The organism is Sphingobium chlorophenolicum (assembly GCF_000722875.1).
Classification (GTDB): Bacteria; Pseudomonadota; Alphaproteobacteria; order Sphingomonadales; family Sphingomonadaceae; genus Sphingobium; species Sphingobium chlorophenolicum.
The window spans coordinates 1-25,464 of sequence record NZ_JFHR01000024.1 but is presented as its reverse complement, the minus strand read 5'-3'; the positions used below and the strand labels follow the sequence as shown (position 1 = coordinate 25,464).

At 64.9% G+C, this 25,464-nt stretch carries 30 protein-coding genes; 12 read left to right on the top strand and 18 right to left on the bottom strand.

The window, feature by feature from the left end; translation table 11 throughout:
* Nucleotides 1-2: 2 nt before the first annotated feature.
* Together BV95_RS11625 and rpoZ are read right to left on the bottom strand one after the other, a co-directional pair.
* Nucleotides 3-644, bottom strand: coding sequence for a YoaK family protein (locus BV95_RS11625; RefSeq protein ID WP_037451754.1), 642 nt, complete (start codon nucleotides 642-644; stop codon nucleotides 3-5).
* A 125-nt stretch (nucleotides 645-769) separates the two neighbouring features.
* A complete protein-coding gene (rpoZ, locus tag BV95_RS11620; protein WP_007688625.1) occupies nucleotides 770-1,114 on the bottom strand; it encodes a DNA-directed RNA polymerase subunit omega in 345 nt (114 codons plus the stop codon).
* A 120-nt stretch (nucleotides 1,115-1,234) separates the two neighbouring features.
* Here rpoZ and BV95_RS11615 point away from each other — a divergent pair, with 120 nt between their 5' ends.
* Nucleotides 1,235-2,449 (top strand): phospholipase D-like domain-containing protein, encoded by a 1,215-nt coding sequence (locus BV95_RS11615; RefSeq protein ID WP_409372095.1) that lies wholly within the window; start codon nucleotides 1,235-1,237, stop codon nucleotides 2,447-2,449.
* Between the two features lie 128 nt (nucleotides 2,450-2,577).
* On the opposite strand, the gene BV95_RS11610 is transcribed toward BV95_RS11615, so the two are convergent.
* From BV95_RS11610 to coxB, 10 genes are all read right to left on the bottom strand, one after another.
* Entirely contained in the window at nucleotides 2,578-3,447 is an 870-nt protein-coding gene (locus tag BV95_RS11610) for a class I SAM-dependent methyltransferase (protein ID WP_037451750.1), read from the bottom strand.
* Nucleotide 3,448: 1 nt separating this feature from the next.
* Nucleotides 3,449-4,849, bottom strand: coding sequence for a threonine synthase (thrC, locus tag BV95_RS11605; RefSeq protein WP_037451748.1), 1,401 nt, complete (start codon nucleotides 4,847-4,849; stop codon nucleotides 3,449-3,451).
* A gap of 44 nt (nucleotides 4,850-4,893) precedes the next feature.
* Nucleotides 4,894-5,520, bottom strand: a complete 627-nt coding sequence (locus BV95_RS11600; protein ID WP_037451746.1) for an SURF1 family cytochrome oxidase biogenesis protein — start codon at nucleotides 5,518-5,520, stop codon at nucleotides 4,894-4,896.
* Nucleotides 5,517-5,927: a DUF983 domain-containing protein gene (locus tag BV95_RS11595; RefSeq protein ID WP_037451744.1), complete on the bottom strand. Its 411-nt coding sequence runs from the start codon at nucleotides 5,925-5,927 to the stop codon at nucleotides 5,517-5,519. The genes BV95_RS11600 and BV95_RS11595 overlap by 4 nt, the downstream gene beginning before the upstream one ends.
* 72 nt (nucleotides 5,928-5,999) lie before the next feature.
* The gene (locus BV95_RS11590) at nucleotides 6,000-6,830 is read right to left on the bottom strand and encodes a cytochrome c oxidase subunit 3 (RefSeq protein WP_013848355.1); all 831 of its coding nucleotides are present in this window, start codon (nucleotides 6,828-6,830) and stop codon (nucleotides 6,000-6,002) included.
* A gap of 36 nt (nucleotides 6,831-6,866) precedes the next feature.
* Complete coding sequence (locus tag BV95_RS11585; protein WP_037451741.1) at nucleotides 6,867-7,442, bottom strand: cytochrome c oxidase assembly protein; 576 nt, start codon at nucleotides 7,440-7,442, stop codon at nucleotides 6,867-6,869.
* Nucleotides 7,442-7,573: a hypothetical protein gene (locus BV95_RS24750; protein ID WP_013848353.1), complete on the bottom strand. Its 132-nt coding sequence runs from the start codon at nucleotides 7,571-7,573 to the stop codon at nucleotides 7,442-7,444. The genes BV95_RS11585 and BV95_RS24750 overlap by 1 nt, the downstream gene beginning before the upstream one ends.
* On the bottom strand, nucleotides 7,570-8,490 hold the full coding sequence (locus tag BV95_RS11580; RefSeq protein WP_037451829.1) for a heme o synthase: 921 nt from the start codon (nucleotides 8,488-8,490) through the stop codon (nucleotides 7,570-7,572). Before BV95_RS11580 ends, BV95_RS24750 begins: the two co-directional genes overlap by 4 nt.
* 117 nt (nucleotides 8,491-8,607) lie before the next feature.
* Nucleotides 8,608-10,275, bottom strand: a complete 1,668-nt coding sequence (gene ctaD / locus BV95_RS11575) for a cytochrome c oxidase subunit I (protein ID WP_037451738.1) — start codon at nucleotides 10,273-10,275, stop codon at nucleotides 8,608-8,610.
* 18 nt (nucleotides 10,276-10,293) lie between these two features.
* Nucleotides 10,294-11,304, bottom strand: coding sequence for a cytochrome c oxidase subunit II (gene coxB, locus BV95_RS11570; RefSeq protein WP_037451736.1), 1,011 nt, complete (start codon nucleotides 11,302-11,304; stop codon nucleotides 10,294-10,296).
* Nucleotides 11,305-11,605: 301 nt separating this feature from the next.
* Between coxB and pyrE the strand changes: the two genes are divergently transcribed.
* From pyrE to BV95_RS11545, 5 genes are read left to right on the top strand one after another with little or no spacing between them, the layout of a single operon-like run.
* The gene (gene pyrE, locus BV95_RS11565) at nucleotides 11,606-12,187 is read left to right on the top strand and encodes an orotate phosphoribosyltransferase (protein WP_013848349.1); all 582 of its coding nucleotides are present in this window, start codon (nucleotides 11,606-11,608) and stop codon (nucleotides 12,185-12,187) included.
* A 6-nt stretch (nucleotides 12,188-12,193) separates the two neighbouring features.
* Entirely contained in the window at nucleotides 12,194-12,931 is a 738-nt protein-coding gene (locus tag BV95_RS11560) for a pyridoxine 5'-phosphate synthase (protein ID WP_037451724.1), read from the top strand.
* Nucleotides 12,928-13,329 carry a holo-ACP synthase gene (gene acpS, locus BV95_RS11555; RefSeq protein ID WP_037451719.1) on the top strand — a complete coding sequence of 134 codons (402 nt, stop codon included), beginning with the start codon at nucleotides 12,928-12,930 and terminating at the stop codon, nucleotides 13,327-13,329. The genes BV95_RS11560 and acpS overlap by 4 nt, the downstream gene beginning before the upstream one ends.
* Before the next feature lie 31 nt (nucleotides 13,330-13,360).
* Complete coding sequence (lepB, locus tag BV95_RS11550) at nucleotides 13,361-14,254, top strand: signal peptidase I (RefSeq protein ID WP_037451715.1); 894 nt, start codon at nucleotides 13,361-13,363, stop codon at nucleotides 14,252-14,254.
* 23 nt (nucleotides 14,255-14,277) lie between these two features.
* Nucleotides 14,278-15,360, top strand: coding sequence for an AI-2E family transporter (locus tag BV95_RS11545; RefSeq protein WP_174544475.1), 1,083 nt, complete (start codon nucleotides 14,278-14,280; stop codon nucleotides 15,358-15,360).
* Nucleotides 15,361-15,472: 112 nt separating this feature from the next.
* Here the strand turns inward: BV95_RS11545 and BV95_RS11540 are convergent, their stop codons facing one another.
* Nucleotides 15,473-16,033: an FKBP-type peptidyl-prolyl cis-trans isomerase gene (locus BV95_RS11540; protein WP_037451711.1), complete on the bottom strand. Its 561-nt coding sequence runs from the start codon at nucleotides 16,031-16,033 to the stop codon at nucleotides 15,473-15,475.
* Between the two features lie 82 nt (nucleotides 16,034-16,115).
* A complete protein-coding gene (rpsU, locus tag BV95_RS11535) occupies nucleotides 16,116-16,322 on the bottom strand; it encodes a 30S ribosomal protein S21 (protein WP_004208618.1) in 207 nt (68 codons plus the stop codon).
* Nucleotides 16,323-16,546: 224 nt separating this feature from the next.
* On the opposite strand from rpsU, the gene BV95_RS11530 reads away from it, so the two are divergent.
* From BV95_RS11530 to BV95_RS11510, 5 genes are all read left to right on the top strand, one after another.
* Nucleotides 16,547-17,317 (top strand): class II aldolase/adducin family protein, encoded by a 771-nt coding sequence (locus tag BV95_RS11530; RefSeq protein WP_037451707.1) that lies wholly within the window; start codon nucleotides 16,547-16,549, stop codon nucleotides 17,315-17,317.
* A gap of 306 nt (nucleotides 17,318-17,623) precedes the next feature.
* A complete protein-coding gene (locus tag BV95_RS11525) occupies nucleotides 17,624-18,874 on the top strand; it encodes a putative DNA modification/repair radical SAM protein (protein ID WP_037451703.1) in 1,251 nt (416 codons plus the stop codon).
* A gap of 129 nt (nucleotides 18,875-19,003) precedes the next feature.
* Nucleotides 19,004-19,300 (top strand): hypothetical protein, encoded by a 297-nt coding sequence (locus tag BV95_RS11520; protein WP_156028640.1) that lies wholly within the window; start codon nucleotides 19,004-19,006, stop codon nucleotides 19,298-19,300.
* Nucleotides 19,301-19,352: 52 nt separating this feature from the next.
* Nucleotides 19,353-19,823 carry a hemerythrin domain-containing protein gene (locus BV95_RS11515; RefSeq protein WP_037451698.1) on the top strand — a complete coding sequence of 157 codons (471 nt, stop codon included), beginning with the start codon at nucleotides 19,353-19,355 and terminating at the stop codon, nucleotides 19,821-19,823.
* A 6-nt stretch (nucleotides 19,824-19,829) separates the two neighbouring features.
* Nucleotides 19,830-21,227, top strand: coding sequence for a UdgX family uracil-DNA binding protein (locus tag BV95_RS11510; protein WP_037451692.1), 1,398 nt, complete (start codon nucleotides 19,830-19,832; stop codon nucleotides 21,225-21,227).
* Between the two features lie 21 nt (nucleotides 21,228-21,248).
* On the opposite strand, the gene BV95_RS11505 is transcribed toward BV95_RS11510, so the two are convergent.
* Nucleotides 21,249-21,647 (bottom strand): DUF1489 family protein, encoded by a 399-nt coding sequence (locus BV95_RS11505; RefSeq protein ID WP_037451689.1) that lies wholly within the window; start codon nucleotides 21,645-21,647, stop codon nucleotides 21,249-21,251.
* A 40-nt stretch (nucleotides 21,648-21,687) separates the two neighbouring features.
* Nucleotides 21,688-23,115, bottom strand: a complete 1,428-nt coding sequence (gene mgtE / locus BV95_RS11500) for a magnesium transporter (protein WP_037451687.1) — start codon at nucleotides 23,113-23,115, stop codon at nucleotides 21,688-21,690.
* Nucleotides 23,116-23,261: 146 nt separating this feature from the next.
* On the opposite strand from mgtE, the gene BV95_RS11495 reads away from it, so the two are divergent.
* Nucleotides 23,262-23,714, top strand: coding sequence for a peptidylprolyl isomerase (locus BV95_RS11495; RefSeq protein WP_013039184.1), 453 nt, complete (start codon nucleotides 23,262-23,264; stop codon nucleotides 23,712-23,714).
* Here BV95_RS11495 and BV95_RS11490 read toward each other — a convergent pair.
* Both BV95_RS11490 and BV95_RS11485 read right to left on the bottom strand, forming a co-directional pair.
* Nucleotides 23,704-24,372, bottom strand: coding sequence for a hypothetical protein (locus BV95_RS11490; protein WP_037451684.1), 669 nt, complete (start codon nucleotides 24,370-24,372; stop codon nucleotides 23,704-23,706). The genes BV95_RS11495 and BV95_RS11490 overlap by 11 nt on opposite strands.
* The gene (locus BV95_RS11485; protein ID WP_037451681.1) at nucleotides 24,372-24,962 is read right to left on the bottom strand and encodes a hypothetical protein; all 591 of its coding nucleotides are present in this window, start codon (nucleotides 24,960-24,962) and stop codon (nucleotides 24,372-24,374) included. Before BV95_RS11485 ends, BV95_RS11490 begins: the two co-directional genes overlap by 1 nt.
* Nucleotides 24,963-25,464 lie beyond the last annotated feature (502 nt).

Here is a 25,464-nt window from a genome sequence, read left to right as displayed (position 1 = left end):
TTTTATCGGTTGGGGATCATTCTGTGCATGAACAGCAGCGACAGAAGCGCGATCCCCGCCGCCGTCCAGAAACAGGCCGTCGGCGACCAGCCATAGGTGATCGCCCCCGCAATCCCGCCGCAGATCAGCGACAGCCATAGCAGCAGATAGGGTTGCCAGCCTGTCCGGTCGCCGCCGCGCACTGCTTCGGCCAGCCTGTAGCCCAGCTTGACCAGGGTGCCGGTCATATAGGTCAGGCCGATGCTCACCTCGCCCTCCCGCCTGAATATCGTGTTCAACGCGCCCATCGCCATGCACAGCAGGCCGATGGTCAGGAGGGGAATATCCAGGCTCTGGAATATGGCCGCCGCGATCAACAATATGCAGACGCCCATCATCGCGATCACCTTGCGATGGGCGAACGCGAAGCGGTCGACGACCAGCAGGTTCAGGATCACGCCGGTCACGAACAGGACGATCAGGGCTGCGGCGGCCAGGGCGGCGGTGGCCGACTGGGCGACGCCAATCGCCAATCTGGTGGAATTGCCGCTCATGAAGGACACGAACAGCCCGCCGGACTTCAGAAAGCCCATGGCGTCGACAAAGCCCGCCAGAGCGGCCAGGGCAAATGCCAGCCTGCGGAAATGCGGTTCATAACGGAGCATGACGCGACCGATAGCAAATATCGGGGGGCCGCGTCAGCCGGCACTTTGAAACGGCCTGAAAACGGTGAGGCCCGGTCCTGCTTGCGCAGGCCGAGCCTCATTCCCTCTCCAAACTGGTAAGCGGATCAGCCGTCGTAATCGCCGCCGATATTCTGGTTGCGCGGCGGGGCGGCGGCGGTCAGGCGCAGGGCCTCCGCCGACTGGGCGATCGAACCGATTTCGTCCGGCGTGTCGTCGTCGTCAATCTGCACCTTCTGCAGCGAAGCGACGAGCGAATCATGCAGATCCACCGGCAGGACGGTCTCTTCCGCGATCTCGCGCAGGGCGACGACCGGATTTTTATCGCGGTCCCGGTCCAGCGTCAGTTCGGCGCCGCCCGAAATCTCACGGGCGCGCTGCGCGGCAAGCAGGACGAGGTCAAAACGGTTGGTAACCTTGTCGACGCAATCTTCGACGGTAACGCGGGCCAAACGGGCGCTCCTGAACCAAGAGAAATGGTGAAAGGCGCGCCTAACAGCGCAGACCTTAAGAGTCAATGAAAAGCCCATAAAGTCATGGCCAGCCGCCCCGAATGGGGGCATGAACGGAGTATGGCGAGCATCCAGCAGGCAGAGCCGGGGCCAGGTGAAGGGCAGATCGCCCTGTCGCTGCACGCCAACCGGCTGCGCGTGATAGAGACGGGACCGGCGCTGCGTCAGGCGCTGGTCGACCTGATCGACGGCGCGCAGGAAAGCCTGAAACTTTATTATTATATCTTCGCCGCGGACGGCAGCGGGCAACTTGTCCTCGACCGGCTGATCGCGGCGCGGGGGCGCGGCGTTGCGGTCACGCTGATGATCGACGCCTTCGGGTCGGGAGCGACGCCGCCTGCCTTCTTCGATCCGCTGCTGGCGGCGGGGGGGCATTTCGGACGCTTCGGCGCGCGCCGCTCCACCCGATATCTGATACGCAACCATCAGAAACTGGCGATTGCCGACGACCGGCGGCTGCTGATGGGCGGCTTCAATGTCGAGGACGGCTATTTCGGCATTCCGGCGGAGGATTGCTGGCACGACCTGGGCCTGCTGGTCGAAGGGCCGCAGGTGCAGGCGATGACGAGCTGGTACGGCCAGCTCTGGCGCTGGGTGTCGACCCGCAAGCAGCGCTTCCGCACGCTGCGCCGCATGGTGCGCAACTGGCACAACCCCCTCCATGCCGCGCCGGGCGATCCAGTGCGCGAGCCGATCCGCTGGGTGATCGGCGGCCCGACCCGGCGGCTCAGCCCCTGGGCGCAGATGGTGAAGCATGATCTGGAAAAGGCGCGGCGGCTGGACATGGTGGCGGCCTATTTCTCGCCCGGTCGGGGGATGCTGAAACGGCTGGCCAATGCCGCCCGGCGCAAGGGCGCGCGCCTTATCCTCCCCTCAAAATCCGACAATGGCGCGACCGTCGCGGCGGCGCGCCTGCTCTACGGCCCGCTGCTCAAACGGGGCGTGGAGATATGGGAATATCAGCCCTGCAAGCTGCATATGAAGCTGATCGTGGTGGACGACGCGGTCTATATCGGCTCGGCCAATTTCGACATGCGCAGCCTGTTCCTCAACCTGGAGGTGATGCTGCGGGTGGAGGATGCGGGCTTCGCCCAGGCGATGCGCGCCTTCATCGACCGGCGCGCCGCGGAAAGCCGACAGGTCACGCTGGAAACCCACCGCGCCCAACGCAGCCTGCCGACGCTGGTCAAGCAGTGGATCAGCTATTTCCTGGTCGGCGTGCTGGATTACACCGTGACCCGCCGCCTCAACTTCCGCGATCCGGACGCCGATTGATGGATGACAGGAGGCGGCGGAGAAGGACCGATTAATAACCGTGGCTAAACTCTTAAGTAATCGGCACGAATCCAGTTCCCTCGTTAAGGGATGGCTAGAACTGGCTAATAGCTGCCGCCTATTGCAGCTCAGCGGCTCCAGCGCGCCCAGATGGCGGTCGGCAGCATCAGGCCACGCGCTTCTTCACGGACGGTCAGTTCGCCCGCTTCCACCGTTCCCGGCAGATCAGCAAAGGCCTGTTTTAGCAATTCCCCGATCGCCAGCGCCGACATGCGCACGGCATAGACGGTCAGGAACAGGAAGCGGCTGTCGGCATCCAGCAACTGGCGGCAATGGGCGATCAGGCCGGGTAGATCCTCTTCCAGCCGCCAGACCTCGCCATCCGGGCCGCGTCCATATTTGGGGGGATCGAGCAATATGCCGTCATAGCGCCGCCCTCGCCGCACTTCCCGCGCCACGAACTTGGCGGCGTCGTCGACGATCCAGCGTACCGGGCGGTCCTCCAGCCCCGACAGCGCGGCATTGGCGCGCGCCTGGGCGACCGACTTTTTCGAGGCGTCGACATGCACCATCTGCGCGCCCGCCGCCGCCATCGCCAGCGTGCCGACGCCGGTATAGCCGAACAGGTTCATGACCTGCGCCTGATCCTTGTCCGCGATCTTGCCGCGCATCCAGTCCCAGACCGGCGCCATGTCGGGAAAGAAACCCAGATGGCGGAAGGGGGTGCAACTGGCCTGGAACGTCACGTCGTTCCAGTGCAGCGGCCAGCCTTCGGCCGGGACGGGGCGTTCGTAAAACCAGCGCCCGCCGCCTTCCTCATCGGAACCGGGGATGAATTCGCCGTCGGCCTGCCAGTCGTCCTGCGCGGGCACCCACATCGCCTGCGGCTCCGGCCGGATGAAGCGGAAACGGCCGTAGCGTTCCAGCTTCCGTCCGTGGCCTGAATCGATCAGGCCGTAATCGGACCAGGGTTCGCCGGGAAGGGTCTGGAGGTTCACCTCAGGCCCTCGGCGTCGCCCGCTCCGCGACATAGGCGGTGACCGCTTCGAACGTGCCGGGCAGCTTGGCATAGGCCTCTTCCCGCGCGAACAGGTCGCCCACCCGCGAAGGCAGCGACGGACGGATGCCCGTGGCCCGCTCGACCGCCGTGGGGAATTTCGCCGCATGCGCCGTTGCCAGCGTGACCACGGGCACCGCCGGGTCGAGATCGATGGCGCGCGCCGCAGCCAGACCGATGGCGCTGTGCGGATCGATCACCTGCCCCGCCGCGTCATAAGCCCAGCGCATCGCCATGGTCATGGCGTCGGCATCGACCCGCGCAGAGGTGAAGAGCGCAGAGGCCCCCTCCCGCTGAGCGTTGGTGAGGCGCATCGCCTTGCTGGCTTCGAAGCCCTTCATCTGTTCCGCCAGCGCCTTGCCATCACGGCCGCCCGCGTCGAACAGCAGTCGTTCGAAGTTCGAGCTGACCTGAATGTCCATGCTGGGGGTCGCGGTCGCGACCACCTGCCCCTGACTGTAGTCGCCATCGGCCAGGGCGCGGTGGAGGATGTCGTTCACGTTGGTCGCGACCATCAGCTTCGCGACGGGCAGGCCCATCTTCGCCGCAACATAGCCCGCGAACACGTCGCCGAAATTGCCGGTGGGGACGGAGAAGGCGATGGCCCGCTCCGGCGCGCCGAGGCGCACGGCGGCGTAGAAATAATAGACGACCTGCGCCATCAGCCGCGCCCAGTTGATGCTGTTCACCGCCGACAGGTTGAAGCGGCGGGCGAAGGCCGCGTCATTGAACATCGCCTTCACCAGCGCCTGCGCGTCGTCGAAGCTGCCGTCGATGGCGATATTATACACGTTGGGCGCCAGCACCGTGGTCATCTGGCGGCGCTGCACGTCGGACACGCGGCCCTCCGGATGCAGCATGAAGATGTCGATCTTCTCTCGCCCCGCCACCGCGTCGATGGCCGCCGATCCGGTATCGCCGGAGGTCGCGCCGACGATGGTCAGATGATCGTCCCGCCGCGACAGAAAACGTTCGAACAACTGGCCGAGCAGTTGCAGCGCCACGTCCTTGAACGCCAGTGTGGGGCCATGGAACAGTTCCAGCAGCCAGTGGCGATGGTCGAGCTGCACCAGCGGGGTGACCGCGTCATGGCTGAACCGGCCATAGGCGGCGGCGCACAGTTCGCGCAGTTCCGCTTCGCTGAGCGATCCGGCGACGAAGGGCGCCATGACCCGCACCGCCGTTTCGACATAGGACAGGCCCGAAAGCGCGCGAATCTGGTCGGCGGAAAAGCTGGGCCAGCTTTCCGGCAGATAGAGGCCGCCATCGGACGCCAGCCCGGCCAGCGTCACATCCTCAAACCCGAGCGCGGGCGCGCTCCCCCTGGTGCTCACATATTGCATGATGGGGTAGCGCGGTAACGCCCGACGCGGCTTCGGGCAAGCTTTTAAGGTCGGGGCGTCCGTCTGCGCAGCGCGAGCAGGTAGATGATCGCCGCAATGGCGGCAAAGAAGAACCATTGGCCGGCATAGGCCAGATGGTTGTTGGGTACGTCGGCAGCGGTGGGCGGGGCAAGCGGCTTGAGGCCCGGCACCGGTTCCCCGGCGATCAGCATGGGGCGCAGCGGCACGGCCTTGCCGCCGATGCGCGACAGCAGGGATCGATGATCCGGTTCCTCCCCGATCCAGCCGCGCATCTGGCCGCCCTGCCATTGGGGCCTGGCGTCCGGCGTTTTCGCGATCCCCGCCGCGACCAGCACGCCGGGGCCTTCCGCGCCGGTCGCGCATTCGGCGATATAGCGGTAGCCGACCGATCCGTCGGCGGCGCGCCCTGCTTCGCTGCGCCAGTGGACCACGCGCAGGCAATGGGCGGAGGAGCGGCGGAACAGAAGTTCGGGCGGTACCGGTGGATGGGCGGGAAAGGCCACGGCCGGCTTGGCCGGATTGGCGGCGACCAGGGCCAGCGTCGATTCCTTTTCGGCGCGGCGCTGGAGTTGCCAGATGCCGAGGCCGATCATGACCAGAACCGCCGCCGCGACGATCAGCGTGGGGAGGATGGGCAGGCGCCGGATCATGCTTCGCGGTCCCTCGGGATCAAGCGGCCCTCGCGCGCCTTGTTGCGATATTCGAGGATCAGCAGAGCGCCCTTCGCCAAGCGGAGGCTGCCCATCACCGCCGCCACGGTCAGCGGCGTCCAGAGCAGGAGGTGCAGCCAGAGCGGCGGATGGACCTTCAATTCCAATATCAGCGCCATCGCCACCATCAGCGCGCCGATGATCAGCGTCAGGAAGGCGGCGGGGCCGTCGCCGACATTGAACTGGCCGTAATCCAGTCCGCAGGCGCGGCAGGAGGCGGCGAAGCGGACCGGGCCGGAGAACAGGGTCGGCGCGCCGCATTGCGGGCAGGCGCCTGTCGCCGCGCCGATCAACAGGGGCTGCGGCGCGGAGGATTGAGGATCGGGGGCGGACATGGCGTCAGGCATAATGCCCGTCGCCCAAAAAGAAAACGGCCGGAACAGGTCCGGCCGTCATTCCTGAAATCGTCGGAAGCAGGATCAACCGCCGTGGACCGGCGCGCCCCAACCGCCCCAGACATAGATGGCGACGAAGAGGAACAGCCACACTACGTCGACGAAATGCCAGTACCAGGCAGCGGCTTCGAAGCCGAAATGCTGGCGCGGGGTGAAATCGCCGCGATGCGCGCGGATCAGGTTCACGATCAGGAAGATCGTGCCCACTAGCACGTGGAAGCCGTGAAAGCCGGTCGCCATGTAGAAGGCCGAGCTGTAGGGGCTGCCGCCGAAGGGGAAAGGCGCATGGGCATATTCATAGGCCTGGATCGCGGAGAAGAGCGCGCCCAGGATGACCGTCAGCGTCAGCCCCTTCTTCAGCCCATCGCGGTCGCCGTGGATCAGTGCATGGTGCGCCCAGGTCACGGTGGTGCCGGAGCAGAGCAGGATCAGCGTGTTGAGCAGCGGCAGTTCGAAGGCGTTCATCACCTCTATGCCCTTCGACGGGAACATCCCCTCGATCGGCGCCAACTGGCTGGGGAAGAGCGAGAAGTCGAAGAAGGACCAGAACCAGCCCACGAAGAACATGACTTCCGATGCGATGAACAATATCATGCCGTAGCGCAGGTGGAGCTGCACCACCGGCGTATGATCGCCGGCATGGGCTTCGGTGATGACATTGGCCCACCAGCTATACATGGTGAACAATACGCCCGCGAGCCCGACCAGGAAGACCCAGCCGCCGCCGGCCGGCGTGGCATCGGGATGCATCCACATGATCGCGCCGAAAGCCATGACCAGCACCGACATGGAGCCGAAAAAGGGCCAGATGCTGGGCGGAAGAATATGATAATCGTGGTTCTTGGCGCCTGCCATGACGTTTCTCATCCCCGTTCGCGTTATGATTGTGCCTTAGCTTGGCTTCTTGTCCTGCTCAACAGGATAGAAGGTGTAGCTGAGCGTGATTTCCTGGGTGTCCTTATTGTCGGTGTCCGTCAATATCTTCGGATCGACAAAATAGATCACCGGCATGCGTACCTGCTGCCCCGGTTGAAGCGTTTGCTGGGTGAAGCAGAAGCATTGGATCTTGGTGAAATAGACGCCCGCCTGGGTCGGCGTGACGTTGAAGATGGCGGTGCCCGTGACCGGCCGGTCCGACATGTTCTTCGCGACGAAGATCGCCATGTTGCGGGCGCCGACCGTCACCGTCTGGGTGTGGCGTTCGGGATAGAATTGCCACGGCATGCCCGGCGTCACGTTGGAATCGAAGCGAATCGACATGCGGTGCCCCGCCGCCTCGCTGACCTGCACATCGGCGGAGGCGCGCTGGGTCGTGCCGCCGAAGCCGGTCCGCTCGCAGAAAATGCGGTAGAGCGGCACGGATGCGAAACCCAGGCCCAGCATGGCCAGGCCGACGGCCGCCATGCCGATCATGGTCCGCCGGTTGCGGCGATCCCGGTCGAAGGGCGATGGAGGAAGGCTGGCCATCACTGCCCGCCGCCGATCTTGGCGAGGGTGATCGCGTAAAAGAGGATGACCAGGGCGCCCAGCAGCAACCCGGTCACGAGGGCGCGGGATTTCTGCCGGGAGCGGACCTGCTTGTCTTCGTCAGGGGTCATGCGAACACCCACCGGTCGACCACCACTGCGCCGAAGAGCAGGAAGAGATAGAGGATCGAATATTTGAACAGCCGCCGTTCGGGCGCCATGCGGGCGGGATCGCTTTCCCGCCGGCGCAGCACCTGGAAGGCCATGGCGACGAACAGCGCCGTGCCGAGCAGGGCCGTCGTGCCGTAGATCGGGCCGGTCAGGCGCAAGAGCACGGGCGTCATGGCCGCCACCGCCATGATCGCGGTGTAGAACCATATCTGGCGACGAGTCGCGACTTCGCCGGAGACGACCGGCAGCATGGGAATGCCCGCCGCGGCATAATCCGTCTTCACGAACAGGGCGAGCGCCCAGAAATGCGGGGGCGTCCAGAAGAAGATCAGCATGAACAAGGCGACCGGCAGGGCGCCGATGTCGCCCGTCACCGCCGCCCAGCCGATGACCGGGGGAAAGGCGCCTGCCGCGCCGCCGATGACGATGTTCTGCGCGGTCCGGGGCTTGAGCCAGATGGTGTAGATGAAGACGTAGAAGAGGATCGACACCGCCAGCACGGCCGCCGCGAGCCAGTTGGTCGCGACGCCCATCAGCAGCACGGAGAAGAAGGACAAGCCGACGCCGAAATGCAGCGCGGATTGCCGGTCCATCCGGCCCGCGGGCAGCGGGCGGTTGGCCGTGCGCTTCATCTTCGCGTCGATATCCGCTTCATACCATTGGTTGAGCGCCGCCGCCGCGCCCGCGCCGAGCGCGATGCAGAGAATCGCCGTGAAGCCCAGCACCGGATGGATATGGCCCGGCGCCGCGAGCAGACCGCACAGCCCGGTGAAGACGACCAGCGTCATCACCCTGGGCTTGGTCAGCGCGACAAAGTCCCGCCAATGCGCGGGAATCACGGGAAGCGGACCTTCGGACATGAACGGCGAACTTGCCATAGTCTCCTCATGCGGCATCCCGGCGCGGCGACCGTGCCGGGATTGCCTGATTCCAGGACTGGGCGGCCTTTACGCCAATCCCGGCATTCCGGCAAACCGGAACGCCCCTGACTGCGGTCAGTCGATGACCGGCAGCGTTTCGAACTGGTGGAAGGGCGGCGGGCTGGACAGAGTCCATTCCAGCGTGGTGGCGCCTTCGCCCCAGGGATTGCCTTCTGCCTTCTTGCCCGCAGCCAGCGACCAGATGAGGTTGACGAAGAAGATCAGCATGCCGGCGGCCATGATCTCATAACCGTGGCTGGCGACCTTGTTCCAATAGGCGAACGCTTCCGGATAGTCGGGGTAGCGGCGGGGCATGCCCGACAGGCCCAGGAAGTGCATCGGGAAGAACAGCAGGTTCACGCCGGCGAAGAACACCCAGAAGTGCAGATGGCCGAGGAACTCGTTGTACATCCGGCCCGACATCTTCGGGAACCAGTAGTAGAAGCCCGCGAACAGGCCGAACACCGCGCCGAGCGAGAGCACATAGTGGAAGTGCGCGACCACATAATAAGTGTCGTGCAGCACGTCGTCGACGCCGCCATTGGCCAGCACCACGCCGGTGACGCCGCCCACGGTGAACAGGAAGATGAAGCCCAGCGCCCAGACCATCGGGGTCTTGAAGCTGATCGACCCGCCCCAGATCGTCGCGATCCAGGAGAAGATCTTGATGCCGGTCGGCACCGCGATCACCATGGTGGCGGCGGTGAAGTACATCTTCACGTTCACCGACATGCCGGTGGTGAACATGTGGTGCGCCCAGACGACGAAGCCGACCACGCCGATCGCGACCATGGCATAGGCCATGCCGAGATAGCCGAAGACCGGCTTGCGGCTGAAGGTCGAGATGATCTGGCTGACGATGCCGAAGCCCGGCAGGATCATGATGTACACTTCGGGGTGGCCGAAGAACCAGAAGAGATGCTGGTACAGTTCGGGATCGCCACCGCCGGCGGCATCGTAGAAGGTCGTGCCGAAATTGCGGTCGGTCAGCAGCATGGTGATCGCTGCGGCAAGCACGGGAAGCGCGAGCAGCAGCAGGAAGGCGGTGACCAGCACCGACCAGACGAACAGCGGCATCTTGTGCAGGGTCATGCCCGGCGCGCGCATGTTCAGGATGGTGGTGATGAAGTTGATCGCGCCCAGGATCGAGCTGACGCCCGCGACGTGGAGCGACAGGATCGCCATGTCGACAGCCGGACCCGCCGAACCGCTGGTCGAAAGCGGGGCATAGACCGTCCAGCCGGTGCCCGCGCCGTTGCCGGTGCCGCCGGGGAAGAAGGTGGAGCCGAGCAGAAGGGCGAAAGCCGGGATGAGCAGCCAGAAGCTGATATTGTTCATCCGCGGAAAGGCCATATCCGGCGCGCCGATCATGATCGGCACGAACCAGTTGCCGAAGCCGCCGATCATCGCCGGCATCACCATGAAGAAGACCATGATGAGGCCGTGCGCGGTGATCAGCACGTTCCAGAGGTGATAGGCCTGGTCCAGCGTAGCGGTCGGCCCGTCGCTATATTGCGCCCAGGCCTGGAGATACTGGATGCCCGGTTGCGCCAGTTCGGCGCGCATCAGGCCCGAGATCGCGCCGCCGATGATGCCGGCGATGATCGCGAAGATCAGATAGAGGGTGCCGATATCCTTGTGGTTGGTCGACATGAACCAACGCTGGAAGAAGGCCGGCTTGTGGTCGGCGTCATGATGATCATGAGCATGATCGCCGTGATGATCTGCGGTAATGGTGGTCATGGCGTCTATGCCCTTACATCAAAGCTTGGCGGCAGGAGCGGCGGCGGGCGCGGCGGCCTGGGCCGTGGTCGCGGCGGCCGCCTTCAGCGTGCCGCCCTGCGACAGCAGCCACTGTTCGAACTGCGCGGGTTCCAGAGCCTCGATCGCGATCGGCATGAAGCCGTGGCGCGCGCCGCAAAGTTCCGAACACTGGCCGTAATAGACGCCCGGCTTCTCGATGGTGAAGCTCTTCTCATTGAGGCGGCCCGGCACCGCGTCCATCTTCACCCAGAGGGAGGGGACCGCGAAGCTGTGGATGACGTCCGCGCCGGTGATGATCAGCTTGATCGGACGGCCGACCGGCAGGACGAGGCGATTGTCGGGGGCGAGCAGATAGGGTTCGCCGTTCGCCTCAGCCTTGTCCCTGGGCAGCATGTTGGAAACATATTCCGGAATGCCGTTGTCGGGATATTCATAACCCCAATACCATTGATAGCCGGTGACCTTGACGGTCAGCGCATCCTTCGGCGCGGGCTTGTACTGGTCGGCGAGCAGGCCGATGGACGGCACCGCGATCGCCAGCAGGATCACGACCGGCACCACGGTCCAGATCACCTCTATCACCGTATTGTGCGAGGTTTTGGACGGCGTCGGATTGGCGCTGCGGCGGAAGCGGATCATCACGTACAGCATCAGGATCAGCACGAAGATCGAGATGATGGTGATGATCGGCAGCAGCATCACGTCATGCAGCCAGCGGGCCGTATGGCCGGTGGGCGAGAACTGCTTCTGGAGGGTGATTTCACCCGGCATGGGCATGCCGATGCCCGGCGTCGGCTTCATACGGGGCGGCGCGGCCACCTTCGCGGCGGGCGCGGCATCCGCGGCCGGAGCCGCTGCGTTGCTGGCCGAATCGGCGGCAGCAGCTTCATTCCCGGCGGCCGGAGCCGCGACGGCGGCATTTTCCTGAGCCAGTGCCGTACCGTTCATGGCGAGCGTGGGCGCAAAGGCCAACAACCCGGCGAGAACGAGCGATTTCACCTTGTTCATAAGCGTCTTCTTACCCCGTAACCCCTTGGCGCCGCTGCAACGAAGACACGCGCATACACGCATCCCCCGCCCGTTTCGGTCTGCCGCGGCTTATAAGCATCTTTTTTTACGCCTCAAGGTTCCCCAACCAGATTTTCTTCGCTGTTGCAACGCCTAGTTGGTGAGCCTATCTCGCTCCCCGCGCGCAACCGTGCACATGGGGCGCGCAACATGGGGCTAGATCATGGGGCGACCCATGACGGGAATGCCATGCCGCATCGCATCCAGGCAGGCGGCATGGGCGAATGGATCGAAGGCACGGATGAGCGACGAGGAAGTATTAGCGGAATTCAGGGCTGCGGGCGCGTTGCTGGAGGGGCATTTCATTTTGTCCTCCGGCCGCCGCAGCGCCAATTATCTTCAATGCGCGCGCGTGCTGATGAATGCGGAGCGCGCCGGACGGCTGGCCCGCGCCACCGTGCAGAAACTGCCGCGCGAATTGCGGCAGGAGATCGACCTGGTGGTCTCGCCCGCCATGGGAGGACTCATCATCGGCCATGAGGTCGGCCGCGCCCTGGACAAGGACGCCGTCTTCCTGGAGCGGCCCGAAGGCAGGTTCGAGCTGCGTCGCGGATTCGCCATCGCGCCGGGGCAGAAGGTGCTGATGGTCGAGGATGTCGTGACCACCGGCCTTTCCTCCCGCCAGGCGATCGAGGCGGTCGAGGCGGAGGGCGGCATCGTCGTCGCCGAAGTCGCGCTGGTCGACCGTTCGGCGGGAGAGGTGGAGCTGGGCGTGCCCTTCTACCCGCTCGTCAGCATCAACTTCCCGGTGTACGAAGCCGACCAGATCCCGCCCGAACTGGCGGAGATCCCGGCGATCAAGCCCGGCAGCCGGAAACAGTAGGCCATCATGCCCCAATCCCCCCTTCCCCTGCGTCTGGGCGTCAACATCGATCATGTGGCGACCATCCGCAATGCGCGGGGAGGGGCGCATCCCGATCCGGTCAAGGCGGCGCTGCTGGCGGTCAAGGCCGGCGCCGACGGCATCACCGCCCATTTGCGCGAGGACCGGCGGCATATCCGGGACGAGGATATCGCCACGCTGATGGCGGCGCTGAGCGTGCCGCTCAATCTGGAGATGGCGGCGACGCAGGAGATGCTGGGCATCGCGCTCAGGCATCGGCCGCATGCCGCCTGCATCGTGCCGGAAAAGCGCGAAGAGCGGACGACCGAAGGCGGGCTGGACGCGGCCGGGCAGATCGAAGCGCTGCGACCCATTGTCGGCGCGCTGAATGGGGCGGGCGTGCGCGTCAGCCTGTTCATCGAACCAGACGCGGCGCAGATCGAGGCGGCGATTCGCCTGGGCGCGCCGGTGGTCGAACTGCACACCGGCCGCTATGCGCATCTGGAGGGTTCGGAACGGGCCGAGGAACTGCGCCGACTGGCCGACGCGGCGGCGCTGGCGGCGAAGAACGGCATCGAACCCCATGCGGGCCACGGCCTGACCTTCGACAATGTCGGTCCCGTCGCTGCCATTCCGCAGGTCGCGGAACTCAATATTGGCCATTTCCTGATCGGCGAGGCGATATTCGGCGGATTGGAGGGAAGCATTCGGGAGATGCGCCGCCAGATGGATCTGGCCCGTTGATCGTCGGCCTGGGTTCCGACCTCTGCAATATCGAGCGGATACAGAATTCGCTCGACCGTTTCGGCGAGCGGTTCGAAAAGCGCGTGTTCACCGATGTCGAACAGGCCAAGGCCAATCGCCGCCCCTTCACCAAGGCGGGCACGCTGGCCAAGCGGTTCGCCGCCAAGGAAGCCTTTTCCAAGGCCGTCGGCACGGGGTTCCGGCGGGGCGTGTTCATGAAGGATATCGGCGTCGTCAACGCCCCAAGCGGCGCGCCGACGCTGGCGCTGACGGGGGGTGCGCTGGATCGGCTGGAAGCGCTGGTCCCGGCGGGGCATCGGCCGATCGTCCACCTGACGCTGACCGACGACCATCCCTGGGCGCAGGCCTTTGTCATCATCGAAGCCGTTCCGCTATAAGCGCGGCATCATCCAGCCGGAAATCCTTCCCATGACGGCAGCAGACATGACCGAAAACCAGTCCGCCCCATCCGATCAGCCCGGCACCCCTGCTTCCGAACCGGAAAAGACGCCGGTGAACTGGTGGCAGGAGGTGAAGAGCATCATCCTGCTGATCCTGGCGGTGCTGGCCTTCCACAGCTTCGTCGCCAAGCCCTTTTACATTCCCAGCGAATCGATGATGCCGGTGCTGTTGAAGGGCGACCGGCTGGTGGTGAGCAAATTCCCCTATGGCTGGTCCTATGTCTCGCCGAGCTTCCATCCGCTGCCCTTTCTGAAAGGGCGGATTTTCGGGCGCCTGCCGGAGCGCGGCGACATCGTCATCGTCTCGCCCCAGAACAAGCGGGAGGATTATATCAAGCGGGTCATCGGCCTGCCCGGCGACATAGTGGAGGTGCGCGGCGGCCAGGTCGTGCTGAACGGCTTGCCGGTGCGGCAAAGGGTGCTGAAGCCCGTCCGCATCCCCGTCGACGGCAATGCCCCCTGCCCGCCCGCGCAGTTTCCGGGCGCGCTGATGACGGACGCGAGCGGCAGAAGCTGGTGCGAATTGCCGGCGCGGCAGGAGATACTGCCCAACGGCAAAAGCTATGTCACCATCGACATGGGGCCGAGCACGCTGGACTGGTATGGGCCGGTGCGGGTTCCGGCGGACCATGTCTTCCTGATGGGTGACAATCGCGACAACAGCGCGGACAGCCGCGCGCCGCTGGAGGAAAACGGGCTGGGCGGGCCGGTGCCGTGGGAGGCGATCGGTGGCCGGGCGGAGTTCATCACCTTCTCTCTGGACGGCGATTCGTCCTGGAATCCGCTGAGCTGGCTTCACGCCTTCCGTAGCGGGCGGGCGGGGAACAGCCTGCGGCCGGAGGGCGTTACTCCTCCGAAATAAGCATTTTCGGAGAGGGGCCTGGGTTGAGCGGGACGAAAATCCACATCGAGGAACCCGGCCCCAGCGAATTGCGCAGCCCGCTGGTCCAGCATGAGATCAAGCGGGCGGGCGTTTGGTTCGCCATGGGCATCGCCATCGCGCTGCTGGTGCTGCTGGCCCAGCCGATCATGCTGATCATGGGCGCGCTGGTGCTGGCGACGATGATGGACGGCGGCACGCGGCTGTTGGGCAGGCTGATGCCCATCGGGCGGGGCTGGCGGCTGGCCATCATATTGGTCGCCGCGCTGACCTTCCTGGTCTACACCTTCTACCTCACCGGATCGAGCCTGGCCGCGCAGGCGCAGGCGATGCGGGTGATCGTCGAGACGCAGGTCAACCGCATCGGCCAATGGCTCCAGCAACTGGGCGTCACCACCACGCCGGAGGATTTCAAGAGCCTGGCGCAACAGGCGATGAGCTCGCTCGGCCGGGTGACGGCGGCGGTCGGAACCATGGTCGGCGCGGTCACCAGCGGCGTCATGATGCTGGTGCTGGCCATATTCATCGCGATAGAACCCAAAATCTATGAGCGAGGCGTCGCCTGGATGCTGCCGATGGACAAGCGCGGCCGCTTCTACGCCATTGCCGACAGGATGGGCTGGACGCTGCGGCGGCTGATGTTCGGGCGGCTGATCGGCATGGCGGTGGAAGGGGTGGGCACCTGGCTGCTGCTGTGGGCGGGCGGCGTGCCGATGGCGGGGTTGCTGGGCATATTGACCGGGCTGTTCGCCTTCCTGCCGAATATCGGATCGATCATTTCGGGCGTGCTGATCGTGCTGGTGGGCTTTTCCGCCGGGATGGATGCGGGGCTTTACGCTTTCGGGGTCTATCTGGCGGTGCAGATCGTCGACGGCTATCTGATCGTGCCGATGGTCGCCAAGCGGGCGACCGACCTGGCGCCTGCGCTGGTGCTGGCCGCGCAGATCCTCTTCGGCGCGCTGTTCGGGATCATGGGGCTGTTCCTGGCCGATCCCATCGTCGCGATGATCAAGGTCTATCTGGAGGAGCGGTCGAAGGCGCTGGAGGCGGAGAACGGCAGGAGCGCGGCGGTTCCGGTGGCGGGGTAGTATATGCTGCGTGCTCCTGCGAAGGCAGGAGCACGTTGCGCCGGAGGGGCGTTGGCTCAACAAAAAGGGCCGGGAAATCCCGACCCTAATTGCTTTTCCGCCATGTCCGGACTCAGCGCCCCGGCGCGCCCTGCGGCATTCCGCCCTGCTGCATCATCTGCTGCATGCGCATGATGTCCGCCTTGGACTTGAAGTCGTGCAACTGGACGTCGAACACCAGCACCGAATTGGCCGGGATCGGACCCGCCGCCTGCTCGCCATAACCAAGCTGCGGCGGAATCCACAGGCGGTACTTGCCGCCCTTCTTCATCTTCTGCAGGCCTTCGGAGAAGCCCGGAACCACGCCGTCCACCGGCATGGCGGTCTGCGGATTCTCGTCGAACACGGTGCCGTCGAGCAGCGCGCCCTTATAGCCCACCAGCGCCACGTCGGCGGCCGTCGGGCTGGGACCGGCGCCTTCCTCCAGCACCTTGTACTGCAGGCCCGATTCGGTCGTCACCACGCCGTCCTCGCCGCCATTCTGCGCGAGGAAGCCGGCGGGCGAGGACTTCACGCCCTGCTGCCCGGCCCAGGCCAGACCGCCAGCCGCCAGAGCCACCGCGGCGATGCCCACCCAGAGACGCGTCAGCGACCCCTTGGCGATAGGACGAAGGGGAACGGCCGTGGTCGACATGGCTTAAGCCTCGCAAATTGGTGCGGGTGATGTTTTCAGCGAAGAAGGGGACGGCCGGGCGACCGCCCCGAAACGGCGATCCTTAACGGACGCCGTCGCGCTCGGCGCGCTTACGCTCCAGCTTGCGGGCGCGGCGAACGGCGGCAGCCTTTTCGCGGGCGCGCTTTTCCGAGGGCTTCTCATAGTGACGGCGCAGCTTCATCTCGCGATACACGCCTTCACGCTGCAGCTTCTTCTTGAGCGCGCGCAGGGCCTGGTCGACATTGTTGTCGCGAACGATGATTTGCATAAGCCAGTCAAACTCCAGTCGAAAACGGACGGATCGCCAGGAAACATAACCCTTCCCGACGGGCCGCCCGAATGAAATAGCGGTGAGTCGCCGCAGGTCACCCTGCGCCGTGTGGGGCGCGCCCTACCAGCAGAGTCGCGCAAATTCAACCCAAAAGCCGTTTTTCTCGACACGGACGCGGGATAGGCAGATAGTCGCGCCCATCAACGATAAGGAGGATCGCCATGGCAACAGCCGCCAGGACCACCGGCAAACGTCCCGACATGTCGGCGGCGGAATGGGCAGCGCGCCAGCAACTCGCCGCCTGTTACCGCATTTTCGACCATCTGGGCTGGTCGGAACTGATCTACAACCATATCACCCTGCGCGTGCCGGATGAGGAGAACGCCTTCCTGATCAATCCCTTCGGCCTGCTCTACGGCGAAGTGACCGCGTCCAACCTGGTCAAGATCGACATTGACGGCCATGTGCTGGACGGCAGCCCCTATCCGGTCAACCGCGCCGGTTTCACCCAGCACAGCCTGTTCCATCGCCACCTGCCCGACGCGCATTGCATCATCCACACCCACACCACCGCGGGCATGGCCGTCAGCGCCACGCGGGAGGGGCTGACGCCGACCAATTTCTATGCCGCCGCCTTCATCGGCCGAATCGCCTATCATGACTTCGAGGGCGTCACGATCCGTCCCGAAGAGGGAGAGCGGCTGATCGCCCATCTGGACGATCGGCGCATCATGATGCTGCGCAACCATGGCACGCTGGTCATGGCGAAGTCCCTACCGGAAGCCTTCCTGACGCAATGGCTGCTCCAGCGCGCCTGCGAGATTCAGGTGGCGACCGGCGCGGCCGGGACGCCGGTGGACATCCCGCCGGAGGTCATCGCCGTGCACCAGCGCGACCTGAGCGGCGTGCAATTGCCGACCGGCCCCGGCGTGCCGGATTTCGAGGCGTTGGTCCGCCTGATTGACCGCATAGATCCAAGCTGGCGGGATTAGGCCGCGTGGACAAATTCGGGATGTCGGGAAATGGCCATGAGCGGACATCAATTCCTCCCTACGCGAAGCGTGGGGAGGGGGACCGTTCGCGAAGCGAATGGTGGAGGGGAAATTCGCAGGTCGTGCCCCATTCCCCTCCACCATGCTTCGCATGGTCCCCCTCCCCATCTTCGATGGGGAGGAATAGGAGAGGTTCGCTCTCCACCCAAATCCTCCGTTTGGCAAATTTTGAATTTGTCCACGCAGCCTAGGAAAAAACTGATCGAGATTATGGACAGGCGCAACCCAGGAACGTAACATGAACAAATGGCTGCGCTCACCACTTGTCAGAAACTCGAAATCCTTGCCGATGCAGCGAAATATGATGCGTCCTGTGCTTCGTCAGGCACGGCGAAGCGCGACAGCGCGTCAGGGCGGAAGGGCGGCATCGGTTCGACCGAGGGCATGGGCATCTGCCATGCCTATGCGCCCGACGGCCGCTGCATTTCGCTGTTGAAGATTCTGCTCACCAATAGCTGCATCTTCGACTGTCATTATTGCATCAACCGCCGGTCGAGCGACGTGCGGCGCGCCCGCTTCACGGCGCGGGAGGTGGTCGACCTGACGATCAGCTTCTACCGCCGCAACTATATCGAGGGATTGTTCCTGTCGTCGGGCATCATCCGTTCCTCCGACTATACGATGGAGCAGATGGTCGAGGTCGCGCGCAGCCTGCGGGAGGAGCATGATTTTCGCGGCTATATCCACCTGAAGACGATTCCCGACGCCGATCCCGAACTGGCGCATCAGGCAGGGCTGTATGCCGACCGGCTGTCGATCAATGTCGAACTGCCGACCGAACAGGGGCTGCGGACTTTGGCCCCCGAAAAGAACAGGCGGCAGATCGAAACCGCCATGGCCGGGATGCGCAGCGCTATCGAGGATGGATCGGACGCCAGCCGCCGCTACGCCCACGCGCCCCGCTTCGCCCCCGCCGGCCAGTCGACGCAGATGATCGTCGGCGCCGATCAGGCCGATGACTGCGCCATCATCCGGCGGGCAAGTTCGCTCTACAGCCGTCACAAACTGCGCCGGGTCTATTACAGCGCCTTTTCCCCCATCCCCTCGCCCAGCAGCATATTGCCGCTGAAGCGACCACCGCTGATGCGTGAACATCGGCTCTACCAGTCCGACTGGATGATGCGTTTCTACGGCTATTCGGCGGTCGAGCTGGAGAGCGCCACCGATCCGCAGACCGGCTGCCTGCCGCTCGACATCGATCCCAAGCTGGCCTGGGCGCTGCGGCATCGCGAAGCCTTTCCCGTCGATGTCAACCGCGCCCCGCGCGAAGCGCTGCTGCGGGTGCCGGGACTGGGCGTCAAGGCGGTGGACCGGATCATCGTGAGCCGCCGCCACCGGCGGCTCGGTCTGGACGATGTCGCGCGGCTGACGCAAAGCATCGCGAAACTGCGCCCCTTTCTGATCGCGGCCGACTGGCGGCCGGTTCAGTTGGCCGATCGGATCGACCTGCGCCCGCAGCTTCCGCCAGCCGACGCGCAATATGAGCTTTTTCGGTGAGCCGCGTCCATTTTGCCGTTGATCGGACCCGCGGTTCATGTTTTCCTTGTCCGGCGCAAGGAAAGGGATGGTTTTTTGGCGACGCAGTGGAACGATGGCGTAACGCACCGGACGGGATATGCCCGACGGATGAGTACCCATCTGGCTACCGCGCTGGTCATTTTCTGCCTGCTTCAGATCTTCATCGTCGCCAAGATGGGCGGATCGCTGCTGCTGCATCTGGGCATCATCATCGCGATCGGCGGCTTCGCCGTCGCGGCGCGGGGGCTGGAACAGCGCTGGGAAATGCTCGACCGCAGCGGCCTGTCGTCGCAAGGCCTGGCGTTGCGGTTCCGCCGCGACCTGATGCAGCTCTGGTCCGCCAGCATCATTGGCGGGCTGCTCTGGATTCCGGTCTCGATCATCTTCCGCGCCATCTTCGGCTGAACCCAAAGCGGCGATCCGTCGTTGTTCCTTCCTGACGAGAAGGAGCAAGTTCATGGCCGACACCAGCATTTTCGACCGACTGAAACAGGATCACGACGCGCATCGCCAGCTTTTCGAGAAGATGGCCGATGCGAAGGACCAGCCCGACCGGCTGGAAAAGCTGTTCGAACAGTTCAAGGTCGAGGTGACGGCGCATGCCGCGGCGGAAGAGGAGACGCTCTACGCCACCATGCTGGCGCGCCCCGACCTGCGCGAGGACGCCCAGCACAGCGTTTCCGAACATAAGGAAATCGACGATTATCTGGAGGAACTGGAGAAACTCCCCTTCAACGGCGAGGAATGGAACGGCGTCTTCGCCCAGCTCAAGAAGCGCTACCTCCATCATATCGATGAGGAAGAGGAAGAGATGTTTCCCGACGCGGCGAGGGAACTGACGGCTGAGGAGGAGCATAAGCTGGCGGCCCTGTTCGCCCAGCGCAAACCGGCGGAAATCCAGCGTGCGGAAGCCGATGCGGGCGATTGACATGCCATGTATCGCGTTCGGCTGAACGGCCCGGACGATTTCGATGGATGGCGCCGCGCCGCCCGCGCCTTCGCGCTGGCGGGAATTGCTCCGGCCGACATCGTTTGGCAGGGGGATGCGGAGGCTGGCGATCTTTTCGCCGCTGGGGCACCGCCGCCGACTGCGGACGACGCCCGCTTTTCCGTCCCACGCGCCTTTGTCGAACTGGCGGAAAGAGCGATCCTGCATCGCGACCCGCAACGCTTTGCCCTGCTCTACACGCTGCTCATGCAGTTGCGGGAGCGCCCGGCCAGCCTGGAGGACCGCGCCGATCCGTTGGTCCGCCGGGTGGAAGGGCTGGCAAAGGCCGTGCGGCGGGACATGCACAAGATGCGCGCCTTCGTCCGCTTCCGGGAACTGGCGGATGCGGAAGGGCCGCGCTTCATCGCCTGGTTCGAACCGGAGCATCACATCGTCCGGGCCAATGCGGGCTTCTTCGTCCGCCGCTTCGCATCCATGCGCTGGTCGATCCTGACGCCGGAGATCGGCATCCATTGGGATGGAGAGACGTTGACCGAGGGGCCGGGCGCGACCCGCGGCGACGTGCCGGCGGACGACCCGGTCGAGGACATCTGGAAGGGCTATTATGCGGCAATATTCAATCCGGCGCGGCTCAAGATTGGCGCCATGCTGTCTGAAATGCCGCGCAAATATTGGCGCAACCTGCCCGAAGCCACCCTCATTCCGGAATTGGTGGCGGGCGCGCAGGCGCGGGAGGCGGCCATGATCGCGACCCCCGCCAGGCCTGCGGCCCGACGCGGCAATGCCGCCCCCGCCTGGCAGGCGCTGCGTGAGGAGGCGATGGGCTGCACCCGCTGCCCGCTATACCGGGATGCGACGCAGACGGTGTTCGGGGAGGGGCCGGTCGACGCCCCGCTGATGTTCATCGGCGAACAGCCGGGCGATCAGGAGGATTTGGCGGGGCGGCCCTTTGTCGGGCCTGCCGGGCAGTTGTTCGACCGGGCGTTGGAGGAAGCCGGGATCGACCGTCGCCAGGCCTATGTCACCAATGCGGTGAAGCATTTCAAGCATGAGAGGCGCGGCAAAAGGCGCATTCATCAGACGCCGGAGACGCCGGAAATCCAGGCCTGCCGTTGGTGGCTGACGCAGGAGTTGGAGTTGATCCGGCCCCGGATCATCGTCGCCTTGGGGGCTACCGCAGGACGCGCGCTGCTGGGCAAGGCGGTGACGATCAGCCGGGTTCGCGGCGCGCCGATTGCGTTGGAGGGCGGCGCTCAGGGCTGGATCACGGTGCATCCCAGCTATTTGCTGCGCGTGCCCGATGAAGCGCGCAAAGCGGAGGAAAGGAAGCGCTTCGTCGAGGAGTTGCGGGAGATTGGAGAGCAGATGAAGGCGCTGATATAAGGTGCGCGCCGCGACCGGATGTTAAAGCAGCCCGAGCCGCGACAATTCGCCCAGCAATTTGGGCGACATCGCATCCAGATCATTGGCCTCCCCCGATCCCAGATCGGCCGGCGCGTCCTTGTCCTCCAGATAGCGCCAGCCCTGATGCGCTCGCTTGGGCAGGGCGCGGACCGGGATCAGGCGAGGCTCCAGCCTGATCCAGTAGCGGCCCTGACCGGTTTCCTGAAAGCCCAATATCGGGCTGCGGCCCACCAGTTGATGCCCGTGAATCCAGAAGAGCGAGCCGCCCGCCAGCTCCTCGATCCGCTTGGGCAGATAGCGGGTGGTGAGGCGCGCCTCCTCCGCATGGCCTTCCAGCCAGGTCCGCAGGGTGGCGGGGCTTTCGCTTCGGAAAGCGATCTTGGTGAGATGGAGAGGCATGGTTTGAAGATGGGCGCTGACCGTCGGATTACAAACCCCGTTACAGGCCCCATACCGTGGCGAGGCCGAGGAAGGAGAAGAAACCCATCACATCGGTCATCGTCGTGACGAACACGGCGGAGGAGACGGCGGGGTCGACATTCAGCCGGTCCAGCGTCACCGGCACCAATATGCCCGCCAGCCCGGCGACCAGATTGTTGATCAGCATGGCGAGCGCGATGACGATGCCCAGGTCGTGATTGCCGTAGATCAGCCCCACCGCGACGCCGATCAATATGCCCAGCGCCGTGCCGTTGGCGCTGGCGATGCGGAATTCGCGGACGATCTGGCGGATGGTGTTCGAACTGGTGAGCTGGTTGGTGGCGAGCGCGCGCACGGCGACCGCCATGGTCTGCGTCCCCGCATTGCCGCCCATGCCCGACACGATGGGCATCAGAACGGCCAGCACCACATATTTGGAGATGGTCGCCTGGAACAGCCCGACCACCGACGCCGCCAGGATCGCCGTGCCCAGATTGACCACCAGCCACTGGAGGCGCGTGCGCACCGTTTCCAGGATCGGCTGGTTGATATCGCCCTCGCCCGCGCCGGACAGGCGGAGTATGTCCTCGCCCGCTTCCTCGGAGATGATGTGGACGATGTCGTCGACCGTGATCATGCCGACCAGCCGTCCGCTGCCGTCGACCACCGCGGCGGAGATCAGCGCATATTTCTGGAAGCGCAGCGCGACCTCTTCCTGATCCATGTCGACCGGGATCAGCGTCTGTTCGCGCTTCATCAGGTCCGCCATGGCGACGCTGCGCGGGCAGGTCAGCACCCAGCTTAGCTGGCAGGTGCCGATCGGCTTGTGCGCTTCGTCGACGACGAAGATTTCCCAGAAATCCGTCGTCAGATCGCGGTTGTCGCGCAGATAGTCGATCACCTGCCCGACGGTCATATGTTCCGGCACAGCGACCAGATCGCGCTGCATCAGGCGGCCGGCGGATTCCTCAGGGTAGGAGAGCGCGCTTTCGATGGCGGCGCGGTCTTCCGGCTCCATCGCGTCGAGGACGGCCTGCTGGTCGGCCTCCTCCATATCCTCGATGATGGCGACGGCGTCGTCGGTGTCCAGTTCGGCGGCGAATTCCGCCACCTGTTCGGGCAGCAGCGCGTCGAGCAGGTCGTCGCGGACATAGTCGTTGAGTTCGGAAAGAACCTCCGCGCCGACCAGATCGCCGAGCGCGGCCGCCACCTCGCCGCGCCGTTCGGACGGGGTGAGTTCCAGAAGGTCGGCAATGTCGGCAGGGTGCAGCGGCGAGACCAGTTCGCGCGCCCGGTCGCGGTCGTCCGCCTCCACCGCGTCCAGCACGGCGGAGACGAATTGCCCCTTCAGCCGGTCGTCCTCGTCATGGCGGGATTCGGCCTGTTCAGCGGCGATATCGCCCAATTCGTCCGGCCGGGGTTCGGCCGTATCGGCTCGTTCGCTCATCGCGTCCCCTACTGTCCGGTTCCTGTAGCATCTGCCCGCTTTTGCCGATGCCCGTCATAATTGCAATGCCCCAAGACGCTTCCATCCCCGTCCCAACCCTCTATATGGACGGTCATCCGCGTTTTTCCCCCAAGAGAGGATTTTTCATGGCCGACGACACCCTGACCCTTTCCCTCGACAGCGGCGGCGACGTCGTCATCAAGCTGCGCCCGGACCTCGCCCCCGGCCATGTCGAGCGCATCACCCAGCTTGCCAAGGACGGCTTCTACGACGGCGTCGTGTTCCACCGCGTCATCCCCGGCTTCATGGCGCAGGGCGGCGACCCGACCGGCACCGGCATGGGCGGGTCGAAGCTGCCCGACCTGAAGGCCGAATTCAGCCGCGAACCGCATGTCCGGGGCGTCTGCTCCATGGCCCGCGCCATGAACCCGAACAGCGCCAACAGCCAGTTCTTCATCTGCTTCGACGACGCCACCTTCCTGGACGGCCAGTACACCGTCTGGGGCGAAGTCACGTCAGGCATGGAACATGTCGACGCCCTGCCCAAGGGCGAACCGCCCAAGACCCCCGGCAAGATCGTGAAGGCGACTATTTCTTAAGCAGCCCGTCGGTGGCGGAGATGGCATTGCCCGTCTCCGCCGCTTCTTCGGTGGGCGGCGTATAGGGACCGATGCTCTCTATATGCCAGCGGCGGTCCGCCTCGCTGGAACCGGGCACGTCGTTGACCCGGCGCAGCGTCACCTGGCGCAGCCGATACCAGGGCTTGCCATTGGCGGCGAGCCGCCCATAGACCTGCACCGGCACGGTCACGAACAGCGATCCCGCCGCGCCCTCCATCTCTCCCGGTGCGCCGACATGGGCGTGCACTTCGCTGAAATTGCGGAAGCGGGCGGCGAAGCGGACGTCATCCTCGGCGCCGATGGCGCTGTTGTCGTTCCACAGATCCTGCGCGTCGTCGTAGCGCTTTTCCTCCAGCAGGCCGTAATAGCCCTGCACCACCTGGGCGGCGCCCTGCGCGCCCTTGGGGTCGATGGACTCTTCCTCCGCCACCGGTTTCGGATCGATGGGCAGGCCGCCGGGCGTGCCGGGCGCGGGCGGGTTGAGCGGCTCCAGCGCCGCCTGCGCTTCGGCCCGGACGTTATTTTCGACCTGCGCGGCGTTCGCGCCATTGGCCAGATTGTCGATCGCGCTCTCCTCCCGGCCGTCGCAGGCCGCGAGGAGGAGCAGGGAAATGACCGCGCTATGCCGAATCCGCATCAGTCGCGCCGGCTCCGCCAGCCGTCGCGACGCGACCGGCTGCCACCGTCGGAACGCGCGCCATTATCGGAACGCACTCTGGGCGCGTTGCCCCAATTTCGTTCGGTCCGTGGCGTCGTCATATCCCCTTGCCCTCTTCCTGGCTGGGGCGCCGGGGCGCCCGCGGCGGGATTGCCCTGACGGGCGTTCCGCCAATTTCCGTTCCACCGATTGCCATCGCCGCCGGACCGTTCCCGCCAGCTTTGGCGCGGCGCGCCATTGTTCCAGTCGCTGCGCCTGCCATCGTCCCGGCGGGCTTCGCGGCGGCCCTCCCAATAGCGGCGCTGGCCTTCGTTCCAGCGTTGGCGGTGGCCGCTGCGATTGTAAACATAATAGCCGCTGCCGGGGTAATAATAACCGTCATACCAGCCGCTATAATAGCCCGGCCGGTAATAGCCCCGCCCCCAGCCATCGTCATAATAGCCGCCGCCATAATAGCCGGTGCCGACGCTGACGCCGCCATAATAGCCGTCGTCATAGCCGCACCCGCCCAAGGCCAGCGCACCGGCTAGGCCGATCGCGGCGAGGAAACTCTGTCCGGTCCAGGCCATCGCCCTTCTCCTTCATCATGCATATCCACCATGCATAGGGCGGGCTGTTTGAATTGGTGGTGAATGGCGGGGGCTTTGGGAAAGGGGGAAGTGGATTGCGCGGTTTTATGGGCGTTTTGGGTCGAAGTTCACAGTGTATGCGCGCGCGTGCCTGAGCGCGCGTGTGCGAGGGGGTGCCGTAGGGGGGCATTTCGAAGAGGGATGAGCAATGGGCGGGGAATAGGACAGGGGAAATGGACGGCTGTTGGGGGAATAGGATGGTTCTTCGGGAGGGTGTGGCCGTTGGGCTACCTATTGGGGTTTGGAAATGGCTAATAGCTGCCATTAATTCCTCCCTGCGCGCAGCGTGGGGAGGGGGACCGCGCGAAGCGGGGTGGAGGGGAAGAGGCGCAACCGCCGAAATTCCCCTCCACCACCGCTTTCAGCGGCGGGCCCCCCCCCCCTCTTTTCGTGGGGGAGGAATTGGAGAGGTTCGCTCTTTCCCCCTACCCCCGTTTTGGCG